This window comes from Zobellia uliginosa, assembly GCF_018860745.1.
Classification (GTDB): Bacteria; Bacteroidota; Bacteroidia; order Flavobacteriales; family Flavobacteriaceae; genus Zobellia; species Zobellia uliginosa_B.
Genome location: NZ_JAHKPY010000012.1, coordinates 362,190 through 388,626, shown reverse-complemented (window position 1 = coordinate 388,626; position 26,437 = coordinate 362,190). Strand labels below are relative to the sequence as shown.

The 26,437-nt window shown below is 37.9% G+C and carries 23 protein-coding genes; 22 read left to right on the top strand and 1 reads right to left on the bottom strand.

Annotated elements, in window-relative coordinates; genetic code table 11:
* Positions 1-37: 37 nt before the first annotated feature.
* From ruvA to tsaB, 22 genes are all read left to right on the top strand, one after another.
* The gene (gene ruvA / locus KO521_RS13095) at positions 38-619 is read left to right on the top strand and encodes a Holliday junction branch migration protein RuvA (RefSeq protein WP_215940353.1); all 582 of its coding nucleotides are present in this window, start codon (positions 38-40) and stop codon (positions 617-619) included.
* Between the two features lie 5 nt (positions 620-624).
* Complete coding sequence (sprA, locus tag KO521_RS13090; protein ID WP_215940352.1) at positions 625-7,821, top strand: cell surface protein SprA; 7,197 nt, start codon at positions 625-627, stop codon at positions 7,819-7,821.
* A gap of 149 nt (positions 7,822-7,970) precedes the next feature.
* Positions 7,971-8,351: a glycine cleavage system protein GcvH gene (gcvH, locus tag KO521_RS13085; RefSeq protein WP_215940351.1), complete on the top strand. Its 381-nt coding sequence runs from the start codon at positions 7,971-7,973 to the stop codon at positions 8,349-8,351.
* Positions 8,344-8,745 (top strand): VanZ family protein, encoded by a 402-nt coding sequence (locus KO521_RS13080; protein WP_215940350.1) that lies wholly within the window; start codon positions 8,344-8,346, stop codon positions 8,743-8,745. The genes gcvH and KO521_RS13080 overlap by 8 nt, the downstream gene beginning before the upstream one ends.
* A gap of 53 nt (positions 8,746-8,798) precedes the next feature.
* A complete protein-coding gene (locus KO521_RS13075) occupies positions 8,799-9,503 on the top strand; it encodes an energy transducer TonB (protein WP_215940349.1) in 705 nt (234 codons plus the stop codon).
* Positions 9,504-9,682: 179 nt separating this feature from the next.
* Complete coding sequence (cyoE, locus tag KO521_RS13070; RefSeq protein ID WP_215940348.1) at positions 9,683-10,582, top strand: heme o synthase; 900 nt, start codon at positions 9,683-9,685, stop codon at positions 10,580-10,582.
* A gap of 8 nt (positions 10,583-10,590) precedes the next feature.
* Positions 10,591-11,172, top strand: coding sequence for a cytochrome c oxidase subunit 3 (locus KO521_RS13065; RefSeq protein WP_215940347.1), 582 nt, complete (start codon positions 10,591-10,593; stop codon positions 11,170-11,172).
* 97 nt (positions 11,173-11,269) lie between these two features.
* A complete protein-coding gene (locus KO521_RS13060; RefSeq protein WP_215940346.1) occupies positions 11,270-12,259 on the top strand; it encodes a cytochrome c oxidase subunit 3 in 990 nt (329 codons plus the stop codon).
* Between the two features lie 51 nt (positions 12,260-12,310).
* Entirely contained in the window at positions 12,311-12,694 is a 384-nt protein-coding gene (locus KO521_RS13055; protein WP_215940345.1) for a cytochrome C oxidase subunit IV family protein, read from the top strand.
* Between the two features lie 102 nt (positions 12,695-12,796).
* Positions 12,797-13,435, top strand: a complete 639-nt coding sequence (locus KO521_RS13050; protein ID WP_215940344.1) for a hypothetical protein — start codon at positions 12,797-12,799, stop codon at positions 13,433-13,435.
* Positions 13,436-13,461: 26 nt separating this feature from the next.
* Entirely contained in the window at positions 13,462-14,184 is a 723-nt protein-coding gene (locus KO521_RS13045) for an SCO family protein (protein WP_215940343.1), read from the top strand.
* On the top strand, positions 14,185-14,718 hold the full coding sequence (locus KO521_RS13040; RefSeq protein WP_215940342.1) for a DUF420 domain-containing protein: 534 nt from the start codon (positions 14,185-14,187) through the stop codon (positions 14,716-14,718).
* A gap of 37 nt (positions 14,719-14,755) precedes the next feature.
* Positions 14,756-14,989, top strand: a complete 234-nt coding sequence (locus tag KO521_RS13035; protein ID WP_215940341.1) for a hypothetical protein — start codon at positions 14,756-14,758, stop codon at positions 14,987-14,989.
* A 100-nt stretch (positions 14,990-15,089) separates the two neighbouring features.
* Positions 15,090-16,334: an ABC transporter permease gene (locus KO521_RS13030; protein ID WP_215940340.1), complete on the top strand. Its 1,245-nt coding sequence runs from the start codon at positions 15,090-15,092 to the stop codon at positions 16,332-16,334.
* A gap of 31 nt (positions 16,335-16,365) precedes the next feature.
* Positions 16,366-17,625 (top strand): ABC transporter permease, encoded by a 1,260-nt coding sequence (locus KO521_RS13025; protein WP_215940339.1) that lies wholly within the window; start codon positions 16,366-16,368, stop codon positions 17,623-17,625.
* A 61-nt stretch (positions 17,626-17,686) separates the two neighbouring features.
* Entirely contained in the window at positions 17,687-18,799 is a 1,113-nt protein-coding gene (locus KO521_RS13020) for an efflux RND transporter periplasmic adaptor subunit (RefSeq protein WP_215940338.1), read from the top strand.
* Between the two features lie 109 nt (positions 18,800-18,908).
* A complete protein-coding gene (locus KO521_RS13015; RefSeq protein WP_215940337.1) occupies positions 18,909-19,613 on the top strand; it encodes an ABC transporter ATP-binding protein in 705 nt (234 codons plus the stop codon).
* Entirely contained in the window at positions 19,603-20,832 is a 1,230-nt protein-coding gene (locus KO521_RS13010) for an ABC transporter permease (RefSeq protein WP_215940336.1), read from the top strand. Before KO521_RS13015 ends, KO521_RS13010 begins: the two co-directional genes overlap by 11 nt.
* A gap of 1 nt (position 20,833) precedes the next feature.
* A complete protein-coding gene (locus KO521_RS13005; RefSeq protein WP_215940335.1) occupies positions 20,834-22,096 on the top strand; it encodes an ABC transporter permease in 1,263 nt (420 codons plus the stop codon).
* A 62-nt stretch (positions 22,097-22,158) separates the two neighbouring features.
* Complete coding sequence (locus tag KO521_RS13000; RefSeq protein WP_215940334.1) at positions 22,159-23,301, top strand: efflux RND transporter periplasmic adaptor subunit; 1,143 nt, start codon at positions 22,159-22,161, stop codon at positions 23,299-23,301.
* Between the two features lie 31 nt (positions 23,302-23,332).
* Positions 23,333-24,685 carry a TolC family protein gene (locus KO521_RS12995; protein ID WP_215940333.1) on the top strand — a complete coding sequence of 451 codons (1,353 nt, stop codon included), beginning with the start codon at positions 23,333-23,335 and terminating at the stop codon, positions 24,683-24,685.
* A 97-nt stretch (positions 24,686-24,782) separates the two neighbouring features.
* Positions 24,783-25,460 (top strand): tRNA (adenosine(37)-N6)-threonylcarbamoyltransferase complex dimerization subunit type 1 TsaB, encoded by a 678-nt coding sequence (tsaB, locus tag KO521_RS12990; protein WP_215940332.1) that lies wholly within the window; start codon positions 24,783-24,785, stop codon positions 25,458-25,460.
* A gap of 18 nt (positions 25,461-25,478) precedes the next feature.
* Here tsaB and KO521_RS12985 read toward each other — a convergent pair whose 3' ends face one another.
* Complete coding sequence (locus KO521_RS12985) at positions 25,479-26,315, bottom strand: mechanosensitive ion channel family protein (protein ID WP_215940331.1); 837 nt, start codon at positions 26,313-26,315, stop codon at positions 25,479-25,481.
* Between the last annotated feature and the right edge of the window lie 122 nt (positions 26,316-26,437).

The window sequence follows — 26,437 nt, the reverse complement described above, 5'->3', positions numbered from 1 at the left end:
TGGCCGGACATAATAATCCACCAAAACCGCCCCAACCATGATTACTCACCTTAAAGGAAAGCTTGTAGAAAAAAATCCGACGTTTGTAGTAATAGAATGTGCTGGAGTTGGCTATTTTGTCAATATTTCTTTAAATACCTTTTCTAAGGTTGGGGATTCGGAAAATATCAGTTTGTTCACCCATCTTCAGGTGAAAGAAGACTCTCACACTTTATTTGGTTTCGCAGAGCGATCAGAGCGCGAGATTTTCCGTCTTTTGTTATCGGTTTCAGGTATTGGTTCAAGTACGGCTAGGACTATGCTTTCTTCATTAGAACCGGCCCAAATTAGGGATGCTATTGCTAACGGAGACGTGCCCACAATTCAATCTATCAAAGGTATAGGAGCCAAAACGGCCCAACGTGTTATTCTAGACCTTCGCGATAAGATTTTAAAAGTTTACGATATAGGCGAAGTTTCCGCACCCGCGAACAATACAAATAAAGAAGAAGCGTTATCTGCTTTAGAGGTTCTTGGCTTTGTAAGAAGACAAGCCGAAAAGGTAGTTGATAAAGTACTTGCCCAAGATCCCTCTCTCAGCGTAGAGAACATAATTAAACTTGCGCTTAAAAATTTATAACAAGTTTGAAAACAGGGGCCAAACTATTTCTTAAATCACCATTTAAGCTTACACTCCTATTTTTATTTTTGCTCGTTTCCTCCGGTATATCGTATGCTCAAGAAACAGAAAATGAAGATAGGGAAGAGCAAGAAGTGGATTCCGTAAAAACCGGTTTTTCTTTGGGTAAGCTCAAAATGGAAAACCCGGAAAGTATTGTTTCTAAATACGAATACGATCCAAACCTAAATATGTACATCTATTCTGAAAAGGTAGGTGATTTTGATATTGGATACCCTGTAATCCTTACTCCTGATCAGTACTATGAGTTGGTGCGCCAAGAGGGAATCAAAGGATATTTCAAAGAAAAAGCAGATGCCTACGCTGGTAAAAAAGAAGGCAGCGAAGAAGCTCGAAAAAATTTACTCCCTAATTTTTACGTAAACAATAATTTCTTTCAATCAATTTTTGGAGGCAATACTATAGAGGTGATACCACAGGGATCCGTGGCTATGGATTTAGGTGTCATCTGGCAGAAAAACGATAACCCATCACTATCTCCAAGAAACCGGACCAATCTTTCTTTTGATTTTGATCAACGTATAAGTTTAAGTATGTTGGGTAAGATAGGAGAGCGGTTGCAAGTAACCGCTAATTACGATACAGAGGCAACTTTTGATTTTCAGAATATTGTAAAATTGGATTATACTCCTACAGAGGACGATATTATTCAGTCTATAGAAGTAGGTAACGTAAATATGCCGCTTAATAGTTCATTAATAACAGGGGCGCAAAGTCTTTTTGGAGTTAAAACACAGCTTCAATTTGGTAAAACTACGGTTACAGCGGTCTTTTCTGAGCAACGATCTCAAAATAACACGGTTGTAGCGCAGGGTGGTGGTACAGTGAACGAATTCTCTGTTTCTGCTTTGCAATATGATGAGGATAAGCACTTTTTTTTAGCACAATACTTTAGAGATAATTATGATGCTGCCTTAGCAGACTATCCGTATATAAGAAGTCAAGTTCAGATTACGCGTTTAGAAGTATGGGTTACGAACCGTAGCCAGCAAACATTGAACGTTCGTAACATAGTTGGTATACAGGATTTGGGGGAATACGATCCTCTTTTGGCCGGTGAAACAAAAACTAGGATCGGTCAGAATGCGCCAGGAACTTTCTTTAATACCAATACCGGTCAGCCTAATCAGTTACCTCGTAACGACGCCAATGATTATAATCCTGCTTTAATAGGTCAGGGTGGAGCGCTTACACAGAGTGTTAGAGATGTAGCAACGATAGAACAGGCTTTTAATATTGCAGGTTATCAGCCTAACCAAGGTTTTGATTATGCCTATTTAGAGAATGCTAGAAAATTAGAACAGAATAGAGATTTTCAATTTAACTCTCAATTAGGTTATATCTCATTAAACCAGCGTTTAAGTAATGACGAGGTTTTAGCAGTAGCGTTTCAATATACGTATAACGGTAAAGTGTACCAAGTAGGTGAATTTGCAAATGGGGGCTTAGATGCAACTACGGTTTCTGGGTCTATTGACAATCCTATTATTGACAACAATACACTGGTTTTAAAATTACTGAAAAGTAATATTACCAACGTGTCTGATCCTATCTGGGATTTGATGATGAAGAACATTTATGCTACGGGCGCTTTTAGGTTGAGTGAGGAAGATTTTAAAATGAATATTCTGTATTCGAATCCAACGCCAAGAAACTATATTACTCCGGTAGAGGATTTTCCTGGGCAGACAGATGGGGGCAAGCCTTTACAAGAGCGGATACTTCTGGAGATATTTAATTTTGATAGGTTGAATGCCTACAATGACTTACAGCCAGGTGGTGATGGTTTCTTTGATTTTGTGCCCGGTATAACGGTAGATACCCAAAATGGACAAATTATTTTCACAAAAGTCGAGCCGTTTGGAGAGTATCTTTTTGAGCGTTTGGGCGGAGGAGATTATAATACGGAAACGGGTTATAACGCTAACCAAGAAAAGTACGTATTTAGAGATATGTACGAGCTGACCAAATCAGCTGCATTGCAGAATCCTGAAAAAGATAAGTTCTTATTAAAAGGTGGATATAAGTCAGAAGGAAGCAATGGTATTCCTATTGGAGCATTCAATGTGCCAAGAGGTTCTGTGCGTGTTACCGCAGGAGGAAGACAATTACAAGAAGGTATAGATTATACGGTAAACTACCAAGCGGGTACAGTTCAGATTCTTGATCCTAGTTTGGAAGCATCCAATACGCCTATTAATATTTCAGTAGAGAACAATGCGGTTTTCGGTCAGCAAACACGCCGTTTTACTGGAGTAAATGTAGAACATCAGTTCAACAAGAATTTTGTTTTAGGCGCCACTTTGTTAAACTTAAACGAGCGTCCATTAACGCAAAAGTCCAATTTTGGAGTAGAGCCCGTAAATAATACGGTATTTGGTTTTAATGGAAATTTCTCAACCGAAGTCCCATTTTTGACCCGTTTGGTAAATAAGCTTCCTAATATTGATACAGATGTACCGTCTAATATTTCGGTGCGTGGAGAGGTAGCTTGGTTAAAGCCAAATTCTCCCAAAAACGCTGATTTTCAAGGGGAAACAACCACTTATTTAGATGATTTTGAAGGGGCGCAAGCATTAATCGATATTCGGTCTTCACTTGGTTGGGCATTGGCCAGTACACCATTGGAATTTTTGGATTCGCCTACCCAAAAGGGACTGGAAACAGGTTTTGGAAGGGCAAAAACAGCTTGGTATACAATTGATCCGGTTTTCTACACCAACCAAAGACCTTCTAGTATTAGCGATAATGATATTTCTACCAACGCCACAAGAAGAATATTTATAGATGAGGTATTTCCCAATGTGGAACAGGCACAAGGACAGACCAGACAACAAACTACATTGGATTTAGCCTATTACCCTGAATTAAAAGGCCCATATAATGCCAATGCAAATTTTAATACGGATGCTCCTAATGATAAGTGGGGTGGTATCATGCGCTCATTGAGTAGTACCAACTTTGAGCAGGCTAATGTTGAGTTTGTACAATTTTGGGTAATGGATCCTTATTTAGAAGGAACTGCCACTAGCCAAGGTGAGTTGGTTTTTAACTTAGGTAATATTTCTGAGGATATCTTATCCGATGGTCTTAAGCAATATGAAAACGGATTGCCAATTAACGGGGAAGGTAGTATTAAGCCAGAAAACCCTATTTGGGGACCTGTGCCAGCGACACAAGCATTAGTTTATGCTTTTGATGTAGATGAAGGTAGTCGTTCTCAGCAAGATGTTGGTTTTGATGGTCTAGATGATGCGGCCGAAACCGCTATTTATGGTACTGATAACCCTGAGGATCCGGCTTTGGACAACTATGAGTATTTCTTGCAACGGGAAGGTGGAATATTAAATCGATATTTAAATTTTAACAACCCACAAGGAAACTCCCCGGTTGAGGTTACCAATGATAATAGGGGCTCAACAACCCTACCGGATGTAGAAGACATAGATCGTGATCTTACCATGAACACGGTTAATAGTTATTATGAGTACCGTATTCCTATTAAGCCTAATACGACCATCAATGACAAATATGTAACGGATATTCGTGATTCACTGGTGCTTTCCGGAAATAGAATTCCAAACGAAAGTACGGTGCGTACAAGATGGATTCAGTATAAAATTCCTTTGAGCGATTTTACGGAAGCGGTAGGCGGTATCAATGATTTTCGTTCTATAAGCTCATTACGTATGTATATGACCGGCTTTTCTAGCGATGTGCTTTTACGTTTTGCTACTTTGGATTTAGTCCGTGGAGATTGGAGAACGTATACAAAATCTCTAGATATAGATGACCCTAATACTTCAGATGACGCTACTACACTAGATGTTAATGCGGTAAATATTCAAGAGAACGAAAGTAGAACGCCAATTCCTTATGTGCTTCCACCAGGCGTACTTCGGGAGCAACTGAATAATAATAACACAATCATTCAGCAGAATGAGCAATCACTGTCCTTGGTAGTGGAAAACTTGGAATCACAAGATTCCCGAGGCGTTTTTAAGAGTCTTGATATTGATGTGCGCCAGTATGAGAAATTGAAAATGTTCATACACGCCGAGAAAATTCTAGAAACAGATAATTACGATGTTGATCAACCTTTAATAGGTTTCCTTCGAATAGGAACAGATTTCTCGGAAAACTTCTACCAGCTAGAGATACCATTAGAGTTTACTGCTTTTGGAGCTAGTTCCGAAGAAGCAGTTTGGCCAGATAATAACCAAATGGAAATTGTCTTAGCTGACCTTAATAAAGTAAAATCGGTTTGGATAGCAGGAAGTGACCTTAGTCAAATAAGATATTTTGAAGTTATAGAGGGTGAGGTAATACCGGTAGACCCCCTTTCTGCAAGAACACCTGGTAGGTTGCGTATAGGTATACAGGGTAACCCGTCTTTGGGTAGCATCCGTAGTATGATGGTGGGTGTGAAAAATGTTAGTAGGACTCCCGCAAGAGGAGAAGTCTGGTTTAATGAACTACGTTTGGCCGGTTTGGATAATGAAGGCGGATGGGCGGCTTTAGCTGCGGTAGATGCTAATTTTGCAGATTTTGCAAACGTATCAGCAACAGGTAGTACTAGTACCTCTGGTTTTGGTGCTATTGATCAGATGCCTAACGAACGTGCACGTGAAGATGCGCTTTCGTACGATGTGGTCACAAATGTGAACCTAGGACAATTGCTTCCAAATAAATGGGGAATTCAACTTCCATTTAACTATGGTATATCTGAACAAATGATAACTCCGGAATTTGATCCGGTTTATGACGATTTAAAATTACAGGACAGAATTGATGCTGCTGATAATCCCGAAGATGCAAAAGCTATTGAGCAGCAGGCAGAAGATTATACAAAAAGAACAAGTATAAACTTTATAGGGGTCCGTAAGGATAGAGGTGAAGAGGCAGATGCTAATTTCTATGATGTAGAAAACTTTACTTTTAACTATTCATATAATGAAACCAATCATAGAGATTTTGAAATAGCCTCTTTGGAGGATAAGAACGTTGCTGCAGGTTTTGTTTATAATCATAATTTTAAACCTGTAGAGGTGGCACCCTTTGCTAAAAATGATTCGCTGTTTACAGGTCAATATTGGAGATGGCTAAAAGAACTGAACTTAAGTTTACTGCCTACTAGTGTTTCCGTAAATTCCAATATAGATAGACAGTTTAATCAACAACGTTTTAGAGATGTTGTGGAAGAGGGAGTAGATAAATTAGAGTTGCCTACATTGCAACAAAGAAATTACCAGTTCAATTGGCAGTATGCCGTAAACTATAGTCTTACGAAGTCATTACGTTTAAATATGACGGCCAGTAACAATCATATCGTAAGAAATTATTACGAAGATTATTTGACTGATACGGGTGAGGAAGATCAACGAATTAATGATGCTTTAGGTCTTTGGGACGGCTTTTGGGATTTAGGAGAGCCCAATAGACATGCACAACAGTTGGAGTTGAATTATGACCTACCGTTTAGTAAGATACCCGTGCTGGATTTTATCAATGCGCAATACAGCTATACCAGTAATTTTGATTGGCAACGTGGTGGAGATGCTTTAAGAGAAGTGGCATTAGAAGATATTAATACAGTACAGAATGCCAGTACTCATAATCTTACGGCCAATCTAACAATGCAAAAGTTCTACGATTTGATCGGACTTAAAAAGCGAAGTGGCAAACCGGATGCTAAACGAACTCCGATTCGAAAGGATAAAGCAGGAAACCCGGCATCTGATGAGGAAAAAACGAAAAAGAAAAGTAGTGGACTCTTCAATACGGCAGTAGATGTATTAACTATGGTTAAGCGTTTAAATGTCAACTATAATGAAAGTAGAGGTAAGGTGTTGCCAGGATATACACAATCGGTTGGTTTTGTGGGGTCATTGAAGCCTTCGGTTGGTTTTGTATTCGGTAGTCAGGCAGATGTACGTTTTGATGCTGCTAGAAAAGGGTGGTTAACCGGTTTTGGAGAATTCAATGAACAGTATATAGAAAATGTGAACAAGCAGCTTAATATAACCGCTACAGCACAACCTATTAAGGATCTTACTATAGATTTATCTGCGGATAGGCAATACTCAAATAGCTATCAAGAGAATTTCAGCGTAGTGCGTAATAATGCAGATGGTTCATTGGAATATAATAACCTCTTGGGGAACCAGTATGGTAACTTTAGTATATCTACGGTTATGATCGGTACGGTTTTTAATAAAAGTGATGAATTTGATTCAAAAACATTTGAGCAGTTCAAACAAAACCGAATTACTATAGCGAATCGTTTGTTGGAAGACAGGGGGCAGACCCCGGTTATTAATCCGGATACAGGGTTTCCGGAGGGGTATGGGAAAACACAACAAGAAGTGTTGCTTCCGGCATTCTTTGCTGCGTATACGGGTCAGGATGCGAAGCGTGTAAATTTGGATGCTTTTCGTGATATTCCCATTCCTAATTGGAACTTGAAGTTTACGGGTCTTATGCGTAACAAGTGGTTTAAGAAGACATTTCAGCGTTTTTCTTTGAGCCACGGGTATCGTGCTGCCTATAGTATCAACTCATTTCAGACTAATCTTGAGAAAGTACAGTTGAAGAATGATGGACTATCTACCTTAGATGCAGAGACAGGTGACCAAATGTCCGACCTTATTTTAAATAACGTAGTGTTGAATGATGAGTTCAATCCGCTAGTTCGTTTGGATTTCGAAATGAAAAACTCAGTGAGCATTTTAGCGGAAATGAGAACCAGTAGAACTTTGGCACTTAGTTTTGATAATAACCTTATGACCGAAATGAACGGTAAGGAATATACGGTTGGTTTAGGGTATCGTTTTAAGGATGTAAAGTTTGTTACGAACATTGGTGGGAACAAAACCCGTTTAAAAGGTGATTTAAACCTAAAGGCAGATGTTACGTTAAGGGATAATATTACTATTATAAGAAATCTCGATATAGATAATAATCAAATTACTTCTGGACAAAACTTGCTGTCCATTAAGTTTACTGCAGATTATGCGCTAAGTAAAAACTTAAATGCTCTGTTCTTTTACGATCACTCATTCTCCCAGTTTGCCGTGTCAACAGCCTTTCCGCAGACTACTATTAATACGGGTTTCACTATTAGATACAATTTCGGTAATTAATTTATCGCCTTATGAAATTGAGGAAATAGTTGTAGAGGAGTAGTTAATTTTAAATTAGGATAATTTTTCTCATTTCTTTGTCAACTTGGTCGTGTTTTTTTGAATACTCCTTCAGAAAACGATACATTTGTTTTCATAAAAATAAGACCATGAATATACCTGCAGAATTAAAATATACAAAGGATCACGAGTGGATTAAAATAGACGGTGATATTGCTACCGTTGGTATTACTGATTTCGCTCAAAGTGAATTGGGAGATATTGTTTATGTTGAAGTGGAAACCGTAGATGAGACTTTGGATAAAGAAGAGGTTTTTGGAACGGTTGAAGCGGTAAAAACCGTTTCTGATTTGTTTCAGCCCTTAAGTGGTGAAATTATTGAGTTTAATGAAGCATTGGAAGATGCTCCTGAAAACGTAAATTCTGACCCTTATGGAAATGGTTGGATGGTGAAAATTAAAATTAGTGATGCTTCGGAAGTAGACGACCTTTTGTCTGCAGATGCGTATAAATCGCTTATTAGTGCTTAAAAACCGTAGGTATACGATAGCATTTTTTGGTTGGATGATATTCGTTACGTATATGAGTCTGGCCTCTTTCTCCGATACGGATGTTGCGGATATAGATATTCCAAATCTTGATAAGGTGGTACACTTTTCTTTTTATTTTGGTGCTGCCTTTCTGGCTGTACTTTTTTTTAGAGAGGTAACTAATGGGGCAATGCCTTTGCGCAAAGCCTTTTTACTAGCATTGTTCGGAGCTATTGGTTATGGTATAGTTATTGAGGTATTACAGTACGCTTTAACGGCAAATCGCCATGGCGATATCTTTGATGCATTGGCAAATAGTGTGGGTGCAATCATGGGATCATTGCTTATAAAATCCATTTTTTCTACGGAAAGGTGGTTAAAATGGAGAAATTAGTTGCTTGTTAAAGAATTATTTAATTAAATTAGCACACATTAAAATACAAAATTATGGAACCGAAAAAGAACCCGAAAGCAGATGTAGGCCGCAATAGCGGACTTTATTTTGTTATTGGCCTGGCAGTTACAATGGGATTAGTGTATACTGCGTTGGAGTGGAAAACGTATGACAAGACCAATGATTACGATATTTCAATGAACGTTGATGATGAATTGGACGAAGAGGTTCCTATGACGGAGCAAATTAAAACGCCACCACCGCCACCGCCACCAGCAGCACCTGAAATTATTGAGGTTGTTGAAGATGAGGAGGAAGTAGAAGAAACTGTAATTGAGTCTACGGAAACCAGTCAGGAAGAAGAAATCATAGAAGTAGAGGATGTTCTTGTTGAAGAAGAGGTAGAAGATGTAGATGTACCTTTTGCGGTTATTGAAGATGTTCCGATTTTTCCAGGTTGTGAAAGTGAGTCTGATAAAAGAGCTTGTTTTCAAAAAATGATGCAGAAGCATATTGGTAAGAACTTCAGATATCCGGAAATAGCCCAAGAAATGGGTGTTCAGGGTAGAGTAAGTGTAATGTTTACTATCCAGAAAGATGGTAGCATTGGTAACGTTAGAATGCGTGGCCCGGATAAAAACTTAGAGAAAGAAGCTGCTCGTATTATTGGTAAGCTTCCTAAAATGACACCAGGTAAGCAACGTGGTAGGGCTGTAAGGGTTCCATTTAGTATTCCTATTACATTTAAGTTGCAGTAAGCTCTAGCTACAAAAAAAATATATTAAAAACCCGTCTACTTGTTAGGCGGGTTTTTTTTGTTACAGGTTGTACCGTAATTGCTTTATTGATCAGCTCGTAAAAGCTCATAATAGAAAGATGACCAATTGGTTGCAGAAATAGAGGTTGAAAGCTATCTTTGCCGTTCGAAAAAAGATGAATGAAGACTGCGGTGAATATGGCAACAGTTCCTACTTTGGCACTGGCAATGGCCGATTTTAAAGAAATTACTAAAGCTAGACTAGCAATTAGTGTGGTTTTTTCTTCTTTAGCTGGTTATTTGTTAGGTGCCCATCAGATTGATGTTGTTTCACTTTTGCTATTGGCTTTTGGTGGATATTGCATGGTTGGGGCATCCAACGCTTACAATCAGATTATTGAAAAAGATCTGGATGCGTTAATGAAACGTACGCAAAACAGGCCTATACCTGCAGGAAGAATATCCGTCAATAAAGCATTGTCTATTGCTGTATTACTTACCGTTCTGGGTATTATCTCACTTTATATATTGAATCCCAAGACAGCTATGTTCGGAGCAATTTCTATATTTCTCTATACAAGTTGTTATACACCCTTAAAGACTAAAACGCCATTGGCGGTGTTTGTTGGGGCAATTCCTGGGGCAATTCCTTTTATGTTAGGGTGGGTTGCCGCAACAAACGAGTTTGGCATAGAGCCGGGTACTTTATTCATGATACAGTTCTTTTGGCAGTTTCCGCATTTCTGGGCATTAGCTTGGATGTTGGACGATGATTATAGAAAAGGAGGTTTTAAAATGCTTCCTACAGGGAAGAAGGATAAGGGTACGGCGCTTCAGATTATAATGTATACTATTTGGATGTTGGTTATTTCTGTAATTCCTGCATTTGGTATTACTGGTAGGTTGGAACTTTCTATTCCCGCAGCGGTAATCATATTTTTGATGGGAATGGTAATGTTAGTGTTCGCTTTTCTTTTATACGAGAAAAGAGATAATGTTACTGCTAGAAAACTAATGTTGGCAAGTGTTAGTTACATTACGCTTATGCAAGTGGTGTACGTAGTAGATAAGTTTATTTAAATAGAATCATGGATTTAACTAGAGGAACGGGGAAAGAAAAGAACGATCGGGCTAAAAAAATGATGCTCTGGTTTGGAATCGTAAGCCTGCTTATGGGGTTTGCAGGTTGGACCAGTGCGTATATTGTTAGTAGTTCCAGGGAAGATTGGATCAGTGATTTGCATTTGCCAAGTTCTTTTTTGATAAGTGCTGCTATAATAATAGTAAGTAGTCTAACTTATATAATGGCAAAAAACGCCATTAAAAAAGGAGATTCTGAAATGGGGACAACTTGGCTGTTGGCAACTTTGGCACTGGGGATAGCATTTGTTGCATTTCAATTTAACGGATTTTCCCAAATGATAGCTACGGGCTACTATTTTACAGGGCCAACAAGTAATATTAAGCTATCTTACGTGTTTTTAATCGCAATGGTGCATATTGTGCACGTTGCAGCTGGAATTATTACGTTATTAGTGGTTCTTTATAATCAGATTAAGGGCAAATATTCCCCTCAAGAATATTTAGGAGTAGATCTAGGAGCTACATTTTGGCATTTTTTAGACCTGCTATGGGTTTATTTACTGGCATTTATGTACTTCGTAGGGTAATAAAATTAAATAAAGTTGGTTTTTCATGTGTATAGTGCTTTCACGATACATAAGAAAACTATAAATTTGTGCAAAATCTAACCATACTACAAAATATATGGATTCAACGGTAACAACTGGTACGGCGGAAGAAAACGTGTGGGGAGGCGGAAATAGCCCCTTAGGAGCATCATATGGTAAAATGATGATGTGGTTCTTTATCGTTTCCGATGCTTTAACTTTCTCGGGTTTCTTGGCTGCTTACGGCTTTTCAAGATTTAAGTTTATTGAAACATGGCCAATCGCGGATGAGGTGTTTACCCACGTTCCTTTCTTTCATGGGAATTTCCCAATGATTTATGTGGCTTTCATGACGTTCATTCTTATTATGTCTTCGGTAACTATGGTGTTAGCGGTAGATGCAGGTCATAAGATGAAGAAGAATGCCGTTATTTGGTATATGTTCTTGACCATTATTGGTGGTGCTATTTTCGTTGGCTCTCAGGCCTGGGAATGGGGAACTTTTATAAAAGGAGACTACGGTGCGGTTGAGACTAAAGGTGGTAGGATTTTACAATTCGTAAATGCTGAAACTGGAGAAAGAGCGGCTATACGTGATTTTGCTAAGACTATTCCTAGTGAGCGCGCAGTACATGAGAATAAAAATGGTATATGGTTTTTTGATGAAGGTTATCAACCAACCTATTCTTTTAACGAAGTTATGGAGGGGCTTAAGGCCAATCCAAGTATTCTTATCCGTACGGAAGCTATAGTTCAGGAAGGTGAGCACGAAGGTCATAAGACCTTGTTGAATAGAGAGGAGACCTTAAAGAAAATCAAAGATGGTAAGTTGGTAGTTGAAGGCGCTAATCTTATTCGTAATGAATATGGTAGTCGTCTATTCGCAGATTTTTTCTTTTTTATAACAGGTTTTCACGGGTTTCACGTTTTCTCTGGTGTAGTTATTAATATAATCATATTCTTTAATGTGATTTTAGGAACCTACGAAAAGAGAGGCCATTATGAAATGGTTGAAAAGGTAGGTCTTTACTGGCACTTTGTAGATTTAGTTTGGGTATTTGTATTTACCTTCTTCTATTTGGTATAACCTATATTTTCTGTTTAAAACGACATATAACGCATTTGAGATTAATATAATATGGCACACGGACACAAACTAGAGATTTTTAGAGGACTGTTGAAATTCAAGTCCAATACCCAAAAAATCTGGGGAGTACTTATATTTCTTTCCCTAATAACAGCAGTAGAAGTAGCATTAGGTATTGCTAAACCTCGAGCATTAACGCATTCTTATTTTGTGGGAATGAAGTTAATAAACTGGGTATTCATTATTCTTACTTTGGTAAAAGCTTACTACATTGCTTGGGATTTTATGCATCTACGTGATGAAAAAAATTCTTTAAGAAGAGCAATTGTATGGACACCAATTTTCCTTGTAGCCTATTTATTGTTCATTCTTCTCTTTGAAGCGGACTATATCTACAATGTGTATAAAGATGGCTTTATACAGTGGAATTTCTAAGAAACATTATCTTAATAAATTAACAGCATACTAAGACGGTTTCACAACCGTCTTTTTTATTTTTGTAGCTGTCGAAAATATGGTGCGGCGCACTCCTTTCCTATGCAAGTAAAAAAATATGTGGTCTTAATTGTTTTGTTTATTCTACCTATAGTAGCATATCTTTTTTTTGCTTCTGGGGTCAATAACTTTGGCAAGCTTCCTATCTTGACGAATGGTGTTAATGATGTTACTGATATGGAAGGTAACGCGACCTTTAAGAATAAGATTACCGTAGTTGGTTTGTTAGGTAATAATCCTGACAAGAAAAATGGTAATGCCTTTAACCTTAATCAAAAAATTTATAAGCGTTTTTATCAGTTTAAAGATTTTCAGTTTGTAATGGTAATGCCAAAAGGAACGGAAGTACAAGCAACGGAATTAAAGAAAGAGTTAGGCCATTTAGTAGATATGCAAAAGTGGAATTTTGTTTTTGGTGATGAAAAACAGGTCAAGGATTTTTTCTCTTCGTTAAAAACAGATATACAATTAGAAAATGATTTAAGCACTCCTTATGCCTTTATTATAGATAAAGAGCTAAATCTTAGAGGTAGAACAAAAGATGGGGTAGAGGCTACTTTGTATGGTTTTGATGCAACGTCCGTGTCCGAGTTAAACAATAAGATGGTAGATGATGTAAAAATCATATTGGCGGAATACCGTCTGGCACTTAAAAAGAATAATGCCGATAGGCAAGAATAATAACAGTTTTTGATTTACGAACTGCAATGAAGAAATATACATATGTTTGGGTATCATTGATAATACTGATTTTCGGAATTATTTTCGTTCCCAGGATTGTTGACCGTATTTCTAGCGGAACCATTGTGCAGAATGATAGGTTAAATGTTGAACATGCAAAAAGTACACTGTCCTATATCACTTTAAACGGAGAGAAAAAAAAGGTTCCTTCTTTTGATTTTATCAATCAAGACAGCTTGGCCATTTCAAATTCTGATTATAATGGAAAGGTATTTGTTGTTGAATTTTTTTTTACGAGTTGCCCATCTATTTGTCCAGTAATGACAGAAAACTTGGTAACTATCCAAAACGAATTTAAGGCTGATGAAAATTTTGGAATAGCTTCTTTTTCAATAACCCCGGATTACGATACACCAAGTGTCTTGAAGGCATATGCCGAAAAATATGGTATTACCGATATGGATTGGCATTTATTGACCGGAGACAAAGAGCAAGTTTTTGATCTGGCCAACAATGGATTCAATATTTTTGCCGCGGAAATGGAGGATGCACCAGGTGGTTTTGAACATTCGGGATTATTTGCCTTAGTAGATAAAGAAGGTTTTCTGAGGTCTAGAACGGACGATTTCGGTAACCCAATAATCTATTATCGTGGAGCTATTACAGAAAAGCAGGGCGAAAATGATCATGGTGAAAAAGAACAGATTTCAATTTTAAAAGAAGATATTAAACGATTATTGGCAGAATAGATGGAGGAGACGTTAGCAAAGGAAAAAAAGTTTAATAAGTTAATTACCATTGTATCTATAGTGGTACCCATAGTGGTGGCAATATTGTTTGGAGTGAAAATACCAAATGTAGAAAGACTTGGTTTTCTACCGCCTATCTATGCTTCTATAAACGGACTTACGGCCGTTTTGTTACTTGTTGCTGTGTGGGCGATTAAAAATGGTAAGAAGAAATTACATCAAAATATAATGACCGGCTGTATAGGTTTGTCCCTCTTGTTTTTAGTGATGTATATAGGATATCATATGACCTCGGAATCTACCAGTTACGGTGGGGAAGGAATTATGCGCTATATCTATTTCTTTATCTTGGTATCACATATTATCCTTTCGATTATCATTATACCTTTGGTGCTCAAAACGTATGCTTTCGCGTACCTCAAAAAGTTTGAAAACCATAGGAAATGGGCAAAGATTACATTTCCTATTTGGTTATATGTAGCGATAACCGGTGTTGTGGTATACCTTATGATTTCGCCTTATTACGTGAGTTAAAAAAGTAATAGGTAAATTATTTTTTGAATCAATAAGAATGAAAAAGACCCTATTTATAGTTTTGATTTTAGCTGTTTTGGTTTCGCCCCAGACTTTGGAGGCGCAATGTGCCATGTGTCGCGCTGCTTTAGAAAGTAGCGGGAATGTAAAAGCTGCAGAGGGTATAAATAATGGCATCGTATATCTTATGGCATTGCCTTATATTCTTGTAGCAGGATTATTTTATTTTGTTTATAAAAAGATGAAAAACAGGTCACCAGAAGAAGTTTAACATTTTTTTTGGCATTCTAGTGTAACAAATCTTCCCCGTGCTAGTCTTGTAGTTGTACGATAGCCCCAATCGTGCTCATCAATCAATCAAAATCAACTACATGTTAGACATCGAAAGGTGGCAGGAAATCTTTGATACTATTCGCAAAAATAAATTGCGAACATTTCTCACAGGATTATCCGTAGCATCAGGAATATTTATCCTCGTTATTCTATTAGGTTTTGGCGAAGGCTTTCGCAATGGCATTGCTCATGAGTTTGAGCAAGATGCTGCAACCAGTGTTTGGGTTTGGCCGGGAACTACTACAAAAAAGTATAAAGGCCTTAACCCCGGTAGAAATATACAGCTAACGAATGCAAATTATGAATTCTCGGCTAGGCTACTAGAAGATGATATTCAATTTAAATCACCTAGGGTTTTTGTTCGCGATGTTTCGGTTACCTATGGTAATGAGGCATTGGTATATCAAGTTCAGGGGGTTTCTCCACAATTTCAATTAATTGAAAATGCAAGAATTTTTGCGGGCAGGTTCTTAAATCATCAAGATGAGCTCGCTAGGGCTAAGGTTGCGATAATTGGTAAGAAAATTGCTGAAGATGTGTTTACCGAGGTAGAGAACCCCGTAGGTGAATTCATTAAAATATCGGGTTTGCCGTTTAAAATAATCGGAATATTCAATGAAACTGAAGACCGTGAAGAAGAACGCATCTTCATACCGGTAACTACTGCGCAAAGTACTTTTAATGGTGGAGACCGAGTGAATAATCTTGCGTATACTTTGCCTCCTTCGGATAATTTTGAAGAGGTAGTTGCCAAATCAATTAAATTTAAAAACAACCTGCAATCTTATTTACAGGAAACTCACACTGTTGATCCGGAAGATACCAATGCTATTTTTGTATGGAGTGCCATGGAGGAGGCTAAGCGCTACTATAGTCTTACGGATAATATTGCACTGTTCTTTTGGTTCGTAGGTATATGCACTATAATAGCGGGTGTTGTAGGTGTTAGTAATATTATGCTGATCGTAGTACGGGAACGTACCAAAGAAATAGGTATCAGGAAGGCACTTGGTGCCAAACCATGGTCCATAGTAGGTATGATTTTACACGAGTCTATTTTCATTACATCCATTTCCGGATTTGCCGGACTCATTTTCAGTATGGGGTTGTTGGAATTTGTAGGACCACATATAGAAGTGGATTATATCATGAACCCTTCTGTGAACTTCACGGTGGCTATATCAACGGTGTTTGTATTGGTTTTGGCAGGTGCTATAGCCGGATTTTTTCCGGCATGGCGGGCGGCCAATATTCATACCATTGATGCTTTAAGAGACGAATAAAATAAAACTGAACTAACCTGACCATAAAATTATGTTCAATAGAGACCGTTGGAAAGAAATTTTGGAAGTACTGACCAGCAACTGGTTCAGAACCGTATTGACCGCCTTTGGTGTGTTTTGGGGTATATTCATTTTAATACTGCTCTTGTCTGCAGGAAAGGGGCTGGAAAATGGCATTATGCAGGATTTTGGGGATATTTCTACGAATACCATGTTTATGTGGTCTAGAAGTACAACCAAATCTTATAAGGGCCTTCCTAAGGGTAGAAGTTTTCTTTTTAAAGTAGAAGATGTACAGTCAATAAGAGATAATGTGCCGGAGTTAAAATTCATTTCGCCTAGAAATCAATTAGGAGATTTTAACGGAGCAAATAATGTAGTGCGAGGTATTAAAACCGGGGCGTACAATGTATATGGTGATTACCCTGAAATTAGTAAACAAGACCCTATGACCATGACTTCAGGTAGATTTTTGAATTATAATGATATTAAGGAAAAACGAAAAATAGCTATTATTGGTGAAGGTGTACGAGCAGGACTTTACGATAAAGATGAAGAGGTGCTTGGGTCATTTATTAAAATACAGGGCGTTAATTTTATGGTAGTTGGTACCTATAAAAAGAAAAGCAATGATGGTGATGGTGAGGAAGGTCAGAAACAAATATTTGTTCCCTTTACCACTTTCTCACAAGCCTTTAACCGAGGGAATGATGTAGGTTGGATGGCAATAACCGCTAATGATGGTACTTCTATTACTAGCCTTAAAGATAAAATTATGGGTGTGGTAAAGGAAAGCCATAAAGTACACCCAGATGACCAGCGTGCTGTGGGGCATTTTGATTTGTACGAGCAATTTCAGCGCGTGCAAAGTTTGTTCGGGGCATTACGTTTTATTGCTTACTTCGTTGGGATTTTGGTCTTGCTTTCCGGCATAATCGGGGTGAGTAATATTATGCTCATTGTAGTTAAGGAACGAACAAAAGAAATAGGAATACGAAGGGCTTTGGGTGAAGACCCATGGTCAATTAAGCTGCAAATTTTAATGGAGTCCATTTTTTTGACTATCATCTCTGGAATGGCAGGTATAACTTTGGGAGCTCTTTTTATCTATGGTGTAAATACCCTATTGGATATAAGTGGCCCAGTAGATATGTTTGTAAACCCTAGCGTTAGTTTGGGGGTTGTTGTAGGAGCATTGATTATTCTGATTTTCTCAGGGCTTTTAGCGGGTTTTATTCCTGCGCAAAGTGCCATAAAAGTGAGACCTATAGATGCACTCAGAACCGAATGATATCCAGTATTAATTTAGATTTAAGTAGAAATAAATAGAATAACATCAATCAATCATAAAAATGAAAAAATCAGTAACCAGAATTGTTCTTTTGTTTATAGTAGTGGCCTTTGGCGGGTCTATGTATTATCTGTATCAAAAAAACGCCGAGGACCCAGTTGTTTATGAAACAGAACAAGCATCAAAAAAGACTATTGTTAAGAAAACAGTGGCTACGGGAAGTATACTACCATTGGAAGAAGTATTGATCAAACCTAATATTTCCGGGGTAATAGAAGAGGTGTTCGTTGAGGGTGGCGACTATGTGAAATCGGGAGATTTGCTTTGTAGAATAAAAGTAGTCCCAAACCTTAATGCGCTTAACGATGCCAGAAATAATATAGATGAGGCTAAAATAGGTTTGGATGACCAACTCAGAAACCTGGAGCGCCAAAAAGGACTTTTTGGTAAAGGAGTGATTTCTAAGGTAGATCTGGAACGAGCCGAGGTAACTTATGATCAGGCCAAACAATCGTATGCAGCTGCAAACAAAAGGTATGATATTGTAAAAACAGGTACCACTACAGGATACGGAAATGCTGCAAATACTCAAATTAGGGCTACCGTGAGTGGGATGGTTCTTGAAGTTCCGGTAGAAGTAGGCAACCAAGTTATTGAAAGTAACAATTTTAATGAAGGTACCACCATTGCCGCCATTGCGGATGTGGATAAAATGATCTTTGAGGGTAAGGTAGATGAAAGTGAAGTAGGTAAAATAAAAGAGGACTTGCCGCTAGAAATTACAGTTGGTGCTTTGGAGGGAAAGACTTTTGATGCGGTTTTGGATTATATAGCCCCAAAGGGAAAGGAAGAAAACGGAGCTATTCAATTTGAAATAAAAGGAACTATGAAAAAGCAGGATTCTGTGTTTATTCGTGCGGGGCTCAGTGCAAATGCATCGGTAATTTTAGGAAGGGCAGATAGCGTTTTGGCTATTAAAGAGGCTCTGGTTCAATTTGATGATAAAACGAAGAAACCTTTTGTTGAAATTGCAAACGGCGACCAGGCGTTCGAAAGAAAAAATATTGAATTGGGTATTAGCGATGGAATTCACGTTGAGGTGAAGTCCGGTATTACGGAATCTGATGAAATCAAGGTGTGGAATGCCATTGAAAAAGAAGAGGAAGAAGGATAATTTTATTTATTTAACAGAAAATTTGGAGTCCATCTTGTAACAATTCGGCAACTTACAAGTCTTATCGCCATATTGTTTTGAGAATTCCAACCTAATTAACAAAACTACCATGATTGAAATAAAAGATCTTCACAAGTCCTACAAAATGGGTAGCAACTCATTACATGTTTTAAAAGGATTGAATTTTAGTATTGCAGAGGGAGAACTTGTAGCCATTATGGGTTCTTCAGGATCAGGGAAATCTACACTACTGAATATTCTGGGAATGTTAGATGAGGCAGATTCCGGTACTTATGATTTAGACGGGGTTCCTATTAAAAACCTGAACGAAACAAAAGCGGCCAAGTACCGCAATAGGTTCTTAGGTTTTATATTTCAGTCTTTCAATCTTATCAATTACAAGAGCGCCATGGAAAATGTGGCCTTGCCGTTATATTATCAAAAAGTACCTAGAAAAGAACGGGAAGAGAAGGCTCTAAAATATCTTGCTCAAGTAGGTCTTAAAGAATGGGCCGGTCATTTGCCAAATGAACTTTCAGGGGGACAAAAACAAAGAGTTGCCATTGCAAGGGCTTTAGCTGCCGAGCCAAAAGTTCTTATGGCAGATGAGCCAACGGGAGCTTTGGACAGTAAGACCTCTTACGAGGTAATGGACCTTATTCAAAAAATTAACGATGAGGGAAATACCATACTTGTGGTAACGCATGAAGAAGATATTGCTCATATGTGTAAACGTATTGTGCATTTAAAGGATGGGGTAATTGTAGAAGATAAAAAGGTAGAACAGGTTAGGGCCGCTCAGTATGTTAAATAGAGACAACTGGAAAGAAATTTTCGAGACGATTCAAAAGAATAAGCTCCGCACCTTTTTGTCGGGGTTTACGGTTGCTTTGGGTATTCTCATTTTTGTGGTGCTCTTCGGCTTTGGAAATGGTCTTATCAATACATTTGATGAGTTTTTTGGTGATGATGCTACCAATGTTCTGTATGTTTTCCCAGGAAGGACAACTATGCCTTATAAAGGTTATAAATCCAATAGAACGATTGAGTTTGACAATAGTGATTTGGCCGATATTGAAAAAAACTTTCCCTTATTCTTAGAGTATATTACCCCAAGAATTACCCGTCAGGATACGGTGAGCTATATGAACGAATCAAATAGCTATACAACTCAAGCAGTAGGGCCTTCGCATCAATTCAATGAAATGACTATCATGATGAAAGGCCGGTATTTAAATGCACAAGATATAAAGAACAAGACCAAGTATGCGGTCATAGGTCGTTTGGTTGAAGAAGATCTCTTTGGTGCCAAGAATTCTATGGGAAAATATATTGATGTAGGAGGAAGCTCTTTTAAAGTAATAGGTGTGTTTCAAGATGATGGAGGTGATAATGAGGAACGTATTATTTTTATACCCTACACTACACGTCAATTAATTGAAAAAAATACGGATAAAATCAATCAAATTGTGGTTGGCTTTAAACCGGAAATTGGATATGCCGGTGCTATGGCTTTTGATAAGAGTCTGGACAAATTTATTCGGTCTAAAAAATATATCAATCCTAAAGACCAGAACGGCATCTTCATTAGAAACGTAGCTGATCAGCTAAAACAAAACCAGCAGTTTGCGCGTGTATTGCAGATTATAGTGGGCTTTGTGGCTTTTGGAACTATAATAGCCGGTATAATCGGTATCAGTAATATCATGGTATTTGTGGTGAAAGAAAGAACAAAAGAGCTGGGTATACGAAAAGCACTTGGGGCAACACCAAAAGCTGTAATCGGAACTATTTTATTGGAATCGGTTTTTATTACTACGGTTTCTGGTTTTGTGGGGATGCTTATCGGAATTGTTATTTTAAGTTCTTTGGGAGATAAGTTGAAAGACTTTTTTATAACTAACCCGTACATAGATATGAGCATAGCGATTTCAGCTACTATTGTTCTTATTATTTTCGGAGCCATTGCGGGTTACGTTCCTGCAAGACGTGCGGCCCGTATAAAACCCATTGTAGCCTTAAGAGACGAATAATATGAATTTTATATTCGATAGAAATACATGGCAAGAGATTTTCGGTTCGATCAGTAAGAACAAGATTCGGACTGTTATTACCGTAGTAGGCGTGCTATGGGGCATATTCATTTATATAGCCCTTTCCGGTGCGGCCAAAGGGATGGATAATGGTTTTGAAAGTATGTTTGAGAGTATTGCCCGGAATAGTATGTTTGTATGGGGCCAAAATACCAGTATGCCTAATGAAGGCTATAAAACGGGCAGGCAAATGCAATTAAAGCTAGATGATGCGGTAATGATCCAGAATCGTATCCCGGAAGTAGAATTTATAGCACCAAGAAATGTCCGCGGTTTTTTTGGTACTCCACCTGCCAATATTGGTAGAAATAATAAGACGGGTAGCTATTCGCTATTTGGGGATTTTCCTGCTTTTACCAAAATTGCACCTAAAAAAATCTATGACGGTGGCAGGTTTATCAATGATGAGGATATTGCTCAGTCAAGAAAAGTTGCTGTAATTGGAGAACGGACGCAGAAAGAACTTTTTGATAAGGACGAAAACCCTATTGGTGGTTATTTTAAAATTGATGATGTTTATTTTCAAGTAATTGGAGTTCATAAATACGAGCCAAGTGGTGGTTTTGGGGGAGATGGAGATATTTTCATTCCATTTTCGACCTTTAAAAAATTATACAATACAGGCGATAATGTGGGATGGTTTTCAATTGCGGCCTATGACAATGTAGATGTGATTAAAGTAGAGGAGAATATTAAAAGCCTTTTAAAAAACCTGCATCATGTGCACCCGGATGATGATCGTGCTTTTGGGTCTTTCAACCTAGGGGAGCAGTTTAATAAAATTGTGGGCTTTGCAGATGGTATAACCTTTCTTTCGTTGATTGTTGGTATCGCCACCATATTGGCGGGCGTCATAGGTATTGGTAACATTTTACTCATTTCGGTAAAAGAACGAACCAAGGAACTTGGGGTACGAAGAGCTTTAGGGGCGACACCTGCAGAGGTACGTAATCAGATTATATTAGAATCGGTCTTCTTGACTGTTATTGCGGGTATCATGGGTATTATTTTGGGAGCATTGGCATTGGCAGGAATTAGTAGTGCTACCCAAGATATAGACTTCCCGTATACTAATCCCACAGTGCCTATACCCTATGTAATTGGGGCGTTAGTGATTATGGTAGTTCTTGGTACTTTAATAGGACTGATACCTGCGCAAAGAGCGGTGAGTATAAAACCAATTGATGCCCTTAGGGAAGAATAATAGAGAATTTTGTAACAAAACGGAAAACAACAAAACCAATAGACAACAAATACACCTGAAAAATGAACAAGATTGTAAAATATATCTTAATTGGTATTTTGGTGCTAGGCGCTTTATGGGCCGCGGCCTTTTTTATAAAATCGAATAGTAAAGATGCTATTACTTATGAAACAGAACAGCCTTTTAAAACGGATATAGAAAAGAAAACGGTAGCTACAGGTAAGGTAGTTCCTGAAGATGAGGTTGAAATTAAGCCACAGATTTCGGGTATTATACAAAAGATTTACATGGAGGAAGGCCAAAAGGTAAAGTCCGGTGAATTAATTGCTACAATTAAAGTAGTGCCTAATGAGCAGGCTCTAAACCAGTCTAGGGGTAGGGTAAGGAATGCAGAGTTAGCACTAAATAATGTTCAGATAGAGTACAACAGAAACAAATCGCTTTTTGATAAAGGGGTGATATCTAGTCAGGATTTTAACACCTTGCAATTGCAGTATGACCAAGCAAAACAAGAGTTGGATAATTCCAAGGCAGATTACCAGATTATCCGTCAAGGTTCTGCAGGTGGTTCTACAAGTGCAAATACTAACATTAGGGCAACTGTAGATGGCACCATTCTAGAAATCCCAGTTGAAGAAGGTGATCAGGTTATTGAGAGCAACAACTTTAATGACGGCACCACCATTGCAACTATTGCCGATTTAAGCAAGATGATTTTTGAAGGTAAGGTAGATGAGGGCGAAGTTGCCAAACTTGAAGTAGGTACCCCTTTAAAAATCAGTTTGGGTGCTGTAGAAGGTGCTGAATTGGATGCTAAATTACGATTCATTGCTCCCAAAGGAATTGAAGAAACAGGCGCGGTACAGTTTAAAATAGAAGGAGATGTAGAGGTTAAGGACGATGTGTTTATTAGAGCCGGATATAGCGCCAACGCTTCACTGGTTTTGGAGAAAAAAGATGATGTTTTGGTTATACCAGAGGCATTATTGCAATTTGATAAAAAGACAGATGAGCCTTATGTAGAGGTTGAAACTGGTGACCAGGAGTTCGAAAGAAAAGATATTGAAATAGGAATTTCAGATGGCGTAAACGTTGAAATCGTTTCGGGTTTAACAGAGTCCGATAAAGTGAAGGTTTGGAGTAAAACGGAGCCTATTAAAAAGGGAGAAGACGAAGAAGAGGAAGAGGCCGATAAAGAAGAGTAACAATCATCAATCATAATCAAAAAATCACAAAATGAATTTTAAACTAACAGCATTATTGCTCCTCTTTTCTATTGGGGCGGTTAGCGCACAGCAGAAAAATTGGACACTGCAGGAATGCGTGGAGTACGCAGTAGAACATAACCTGTCGGTAGAACAGTACGAATTGGACTTGCAGAATGCGTTAATAGATAAATCGGATGCAGTAGGTGCAATGTTGCCGGCTTTAAATGCTTCATCTAGTGTTACAGGTAGTACAGGTCTTTCTTTTGATCCCACTACGAATCAACCGGTAACTACAACTATTTTGAGTGCAAGTGGGGGGCTTACGTCTTCTTTGACGCTCTTTGATGGTTTGCGTAATCTCCATCGTTTAAATCGTGCAAAATTGAATGAGATATCCAATCAATATCGCTTAGATGACTTAAAAGATGATATTCGGTTAATGGTGGCCAATGCGTATTTGCAAATACTATCCAATAAGGAAACTTTAAAGGTTTTTAAAGCACAATTTGCCGTGTCTGAACAAGATTTGAAAAGATCTAAGGAACTCGTAAACGCTGGAGTATTGCCTAACGGGGATTTACTGGAGATTGAAGCTACATTAGCAACTCTAGATCAGCAAATTGTAAATACGGAAAATCAAGTTTTAATATCACGAATTAACTTGGCACAATTACTACAGATAACCGATTATAAGAATTTTGACGTGCTAGATGCAGATATTGAAGTGCCACCTTCTGAAGTACGAAATAAATCTCCTGAAGAAATTTTTGCAGAAGCTCTAAGTTTTAGAAACGACATTAAATTCTCACAATCCAGTATAGATTTAGCTGAGAAAGATCTTGATATTGCAAAGGGAGCTATATATCCAACACTAGGAGCTTTTTTCAATTACAATACCAGGTATTCCGATCAGGGTGGATTTGATAGTACTACGGGTACTCTAGTACCAGCGGAAAGTTTTGCAAATCAATTGTGGATTAATGATGGTATATCATACGGGGCTCAATTGAATATTCCGATTTTTAATGGCTTTGCCGTTAAAAATAATATTAAGCGTTCTAAAATAAATGTAGAGAAAGCCAAACTACAACTAGAACAGGATAAATTGAATTTAGAAACCGATATCAATCAGGCGTACGTTGACGTTACCAGTTTTGCAAAGGCCTATGATGCCGCTCAAAAGACTTTGGATGCAAGGCGTTTGGCGTATGACTATTCTAAAGAGCGTTATGATGTAGGACTCATGAACGCATTTGACTTTAGTCAGGCGCAATCTAGGGTCGATAATGCGGAAGCTGAATTGATCAGAACCAAGTATGATTATATTTTTAGACTAAAAGTACTTGAATTCTATTTTGGGCTGCCATTAGAATTGAAATAGTACAGAATAAAGTGATACATGGAAACCTGTTCGGTGTAAAATCGAGCAGGTATTTTTATCTGTGAGTTTTAATCTTCTCACTTATCTTTGCAGCCTTATGAGTATAATCTTAAACTTAGAAACAGCAACGACCAACTGTTCGGTCAGTATAGCTAAAGAAGGGCGTATTTTGGCTATCAAAGAGCATGATACCCCTAATTATTCACATGCGGAACAATTACACATTTTTATTCAAGAAGTGTTGAGGGAAGTAAATATGGATATTTCCGAGTTAGATGCTATTGCCGTGAGTAAAGGTCCGGGCTCGTATACAGGACTTCGTATTGGGGTTTCGGCAGCCAAAGGGTTATGCTTTGCTTTAAATATTCCTTTAATTTCTATTGCTACGTTAAGTAGCATGGCCGCACAGGTGACATCAAAAGATGTAGATTATATCATTCCTGTTTTAGATGCACGCCGTATGGAAGTGTATTCCGCAGTATTTAACATGGATAAAGATGAAATGAGAGCTACGGAAGCAGAAATTATAGATGAAAATTCTTTCGCCGAATTTTTAGCAAAAGGAAAGGTAATTTTAGTGGGAAACGGCGCCGAAAAATGCAAAACGTTATTATCGCATCCTAACCTGAGTTTTGATACCACGGTTGTGCCTTCCGCTAATGAAATGGCTCAGCTATCATACAAAAAATTCAAAGTAGGCAACTTTGAAGATGTCGCCTACTTTGAACCTTATTATTTAAAAGACTTTATTCTTCAGCAGAAGAAAAAAAAGTAAATCTGTTTCCGATATAGTCTATGCCTTTAGGGTTTGACCTTTCAAATTTAAATCCCGTTGTGGGAATGGTATTTCAATTCCGGCTTCGTCAAACCTTCTTTTTGTTTCTTCTAATATAAAGAAGTGAGCTGCCCAAAAAACGGAATTCTCTGCCCAGAACCGTAAACTAAGATTAACAGAACTATCGCCTAAATCGTCAACATAAACTTCAGGCTTAGGGTCTTTTAATACGTTATCATTTTTCGCACAGATATCAAGCATAATATCTTTGGCAACTTTAATATTAGAACTATAGCCTATACCAACTTTAATATTATCGCGTCTTGTAGGCATGGCGCTGTAGTTTACCACATTATTGTTAGATAATTGTCCGTTAGGAATAATTGCCAATTGATTACCGAATGTAGAGAGTTTTGTATAGAAAATGGTTATCTCTTTTACTGTTCCATCTACATTTTGAGCCGAAATAAAATCTCCGATTTTGAAAGGTTTAAAAAGGAGAATAAGGACACCACCGGCAAAATTGGAAAGTGATCCCTGCAGAGCCAAACCAATGGCCAGACCAGCTGCACCTATAATGGCAATTAGTGATGATGATTTGACTCCCAATTGGGTGATAACCAAAACAAAAAGTAAAACCTTTAGCGCTATATTAATAAAACTCTGTAGAAAACTTTCTAAAGCTAAGTCGTAATCTTTCTTTTCAAAAAATTTACGTACCATTTTATTAATAAAGCGCACTATCCATAATCCTATGACTAGTATGATGAGCGCCATTATCAGGTCTGGTAATATGTTCCATGCCCAATCTATGGCTTTGTCTATATGTTCTTGATAATTTGCAAATTCTTCCATTACTTAAATTGTTTAGGTTAGTAACATACTAATTACAGGGGGCTCAGTCAAGCTGAAACCATTAAACTATTGTTAATGGGTCGTATAAAAACGGAATGCGTCAACACTTTGTGCGTATGTGC

Excerpts from the sequence above, each read along its gene's own strand:
- KO521_RS12995 (WP_215940333.1), top strand. The coding sequence starts at position 23,333 with ATGAATTTTAAACTAACAGCATTATTGCTCCTCTTTTCTATTGGGGCG.
- KO521_RS12985 (WP_215940331.1), bottom strand. The coding sequence starts at position 26,315 with ATGGAAGAATTTGCAAATTATCAAGAACATATAGACAAAGCCATAGAT.
- KO521_RS13055 (WP_215940345.1), top strand. The coding sequence starts at position 12,311 with ATGGCACACGGACACAAACTAGAGATTTTTAGAGGACTGTTGAAATTC.
- KO521_RS13005 (WP_215940335.1), top strand. The coding sequence starts at position 20,834 with ATGAATTTTATATTCGATAGAAATACATGGCAAGAGATTTTCGGTTCG.
- cyoE (WP_215940348.1), top strand. The coding sequence starts at position 9,683 with ATGAAGACTGCGGTGAATATGGCAACAGTTCCTACTTTGGCACTGGCA.
- KO521_RS13010 (WP_215940336.1), top strand. The coding sequence starts at position 19,603 with ATGTTAAATAGAGACAACTGGAAAGAAATTTTCGAGACGATTCAAAAG.
- ruvA (WP_215940353.1), top strand. The coding sequence starts at position 38 with ATGATTACTCACCTTAAAGGAAAGCTTGTAGAAAAAAATCCGACGTTT.
- KO521_RS13030 (WP_215940340.1), top strand. The coding sequence starts at position 15,090 with ATGTTAGACATCGAAAGGTGGCAGGAAATCTTTGATACTATTCGCAAA.
- gcvH (WP_215940351.1), top strand. The coding sequence starts at position 7,971 with ATGAATATACCTGCAGAATTAAAATATACAAAGGATCACGAGTGGATT.
- KO521_RS13045 (WP_215940343.1), top strand. The coding sequence starts at position 13,462 with ATGAAGAAATATACATATGTTTGGGTATCATTGATAATACTGATTTTC.
- KO521_RS13015 (WP_215940337.1), top strand. The coding sequence starts at position 18,909 with ATGATTGAAATAAAAGATCTTCACAAGTCCTACAAAATGGGTAGCAAC.
- tsaB (WP_215940332.1), top strand. The coding sequence starts at position 24,783 with ATGAGTATAATCTTAAACTTAGAAACAGCAACGACCAACTGTTCGGTC.
- KO521_RS13075 (WP_215940349.1), top strand. The coding sequence starts at position 8,799 with ATGGAACCGAAAAAGAACCCGAAAGCAGATGTAGGCCGCAATAGCGGA.
- KO521_RS13000 (WP_215940334.1), top strand. The coding sequence starts at position 22,159 with ATGAACAAGATTGTAAAATATATCTTAATTGGTATTTTGGTGCTAGGC.
- KO521_RS13065 (WP_215940347.1), top strand. The coding sequence starts at position 10,591 with ATGGATTTAACTAGAGGAACGGGGAAAGAAAAGAACGATCGGGCTAAA.
- KO521_RS13035 (WP_215940341.1), top strand. The coding sequence starts at position 14,756 with ATGAAAAAGACCCTATTTATAGTTTTGATTTTAGCTGTTTTGGTTTCG.
- KO521_RS13025 (WP_215940339.1), top strand. The coding sequence starts at position 16,366 with ATGTTCAATAGAGACCGTTGGAAAGAAATTTTGGAAGTACTGACCAGC.
- KO521_RS13020 (WP_215940338.1), top strand. The coding sequence starts at position 17,687 with ATGAAAAAATCAGTAACCAGAATTGTTCTTTTGTTTATAGTAGTGGCC.
- KO521_RS13040 (WP_215940342.1), top strand. The coding sequence starts at position 14,185 with ATGGAGGAGACGTTAGCAAAGGAAAAAAAGTTTAATAAGTTAATTACC.
- KO521_RS13050 (WP_215940344.1), top strand. The coding sequence starts at position 12,797 with ATGCAAGTAAAAAAATATGTGGTCTTAATTGTTTTGTTTATTCTACCT.
- KO521_RS13060 (WP_215940346.1), top strand. The coding sequence starts at position 11,270 with ATGGATTCAACGGTAACAACTGGTACGGCGGAAGAAAACGTGTGGGGA.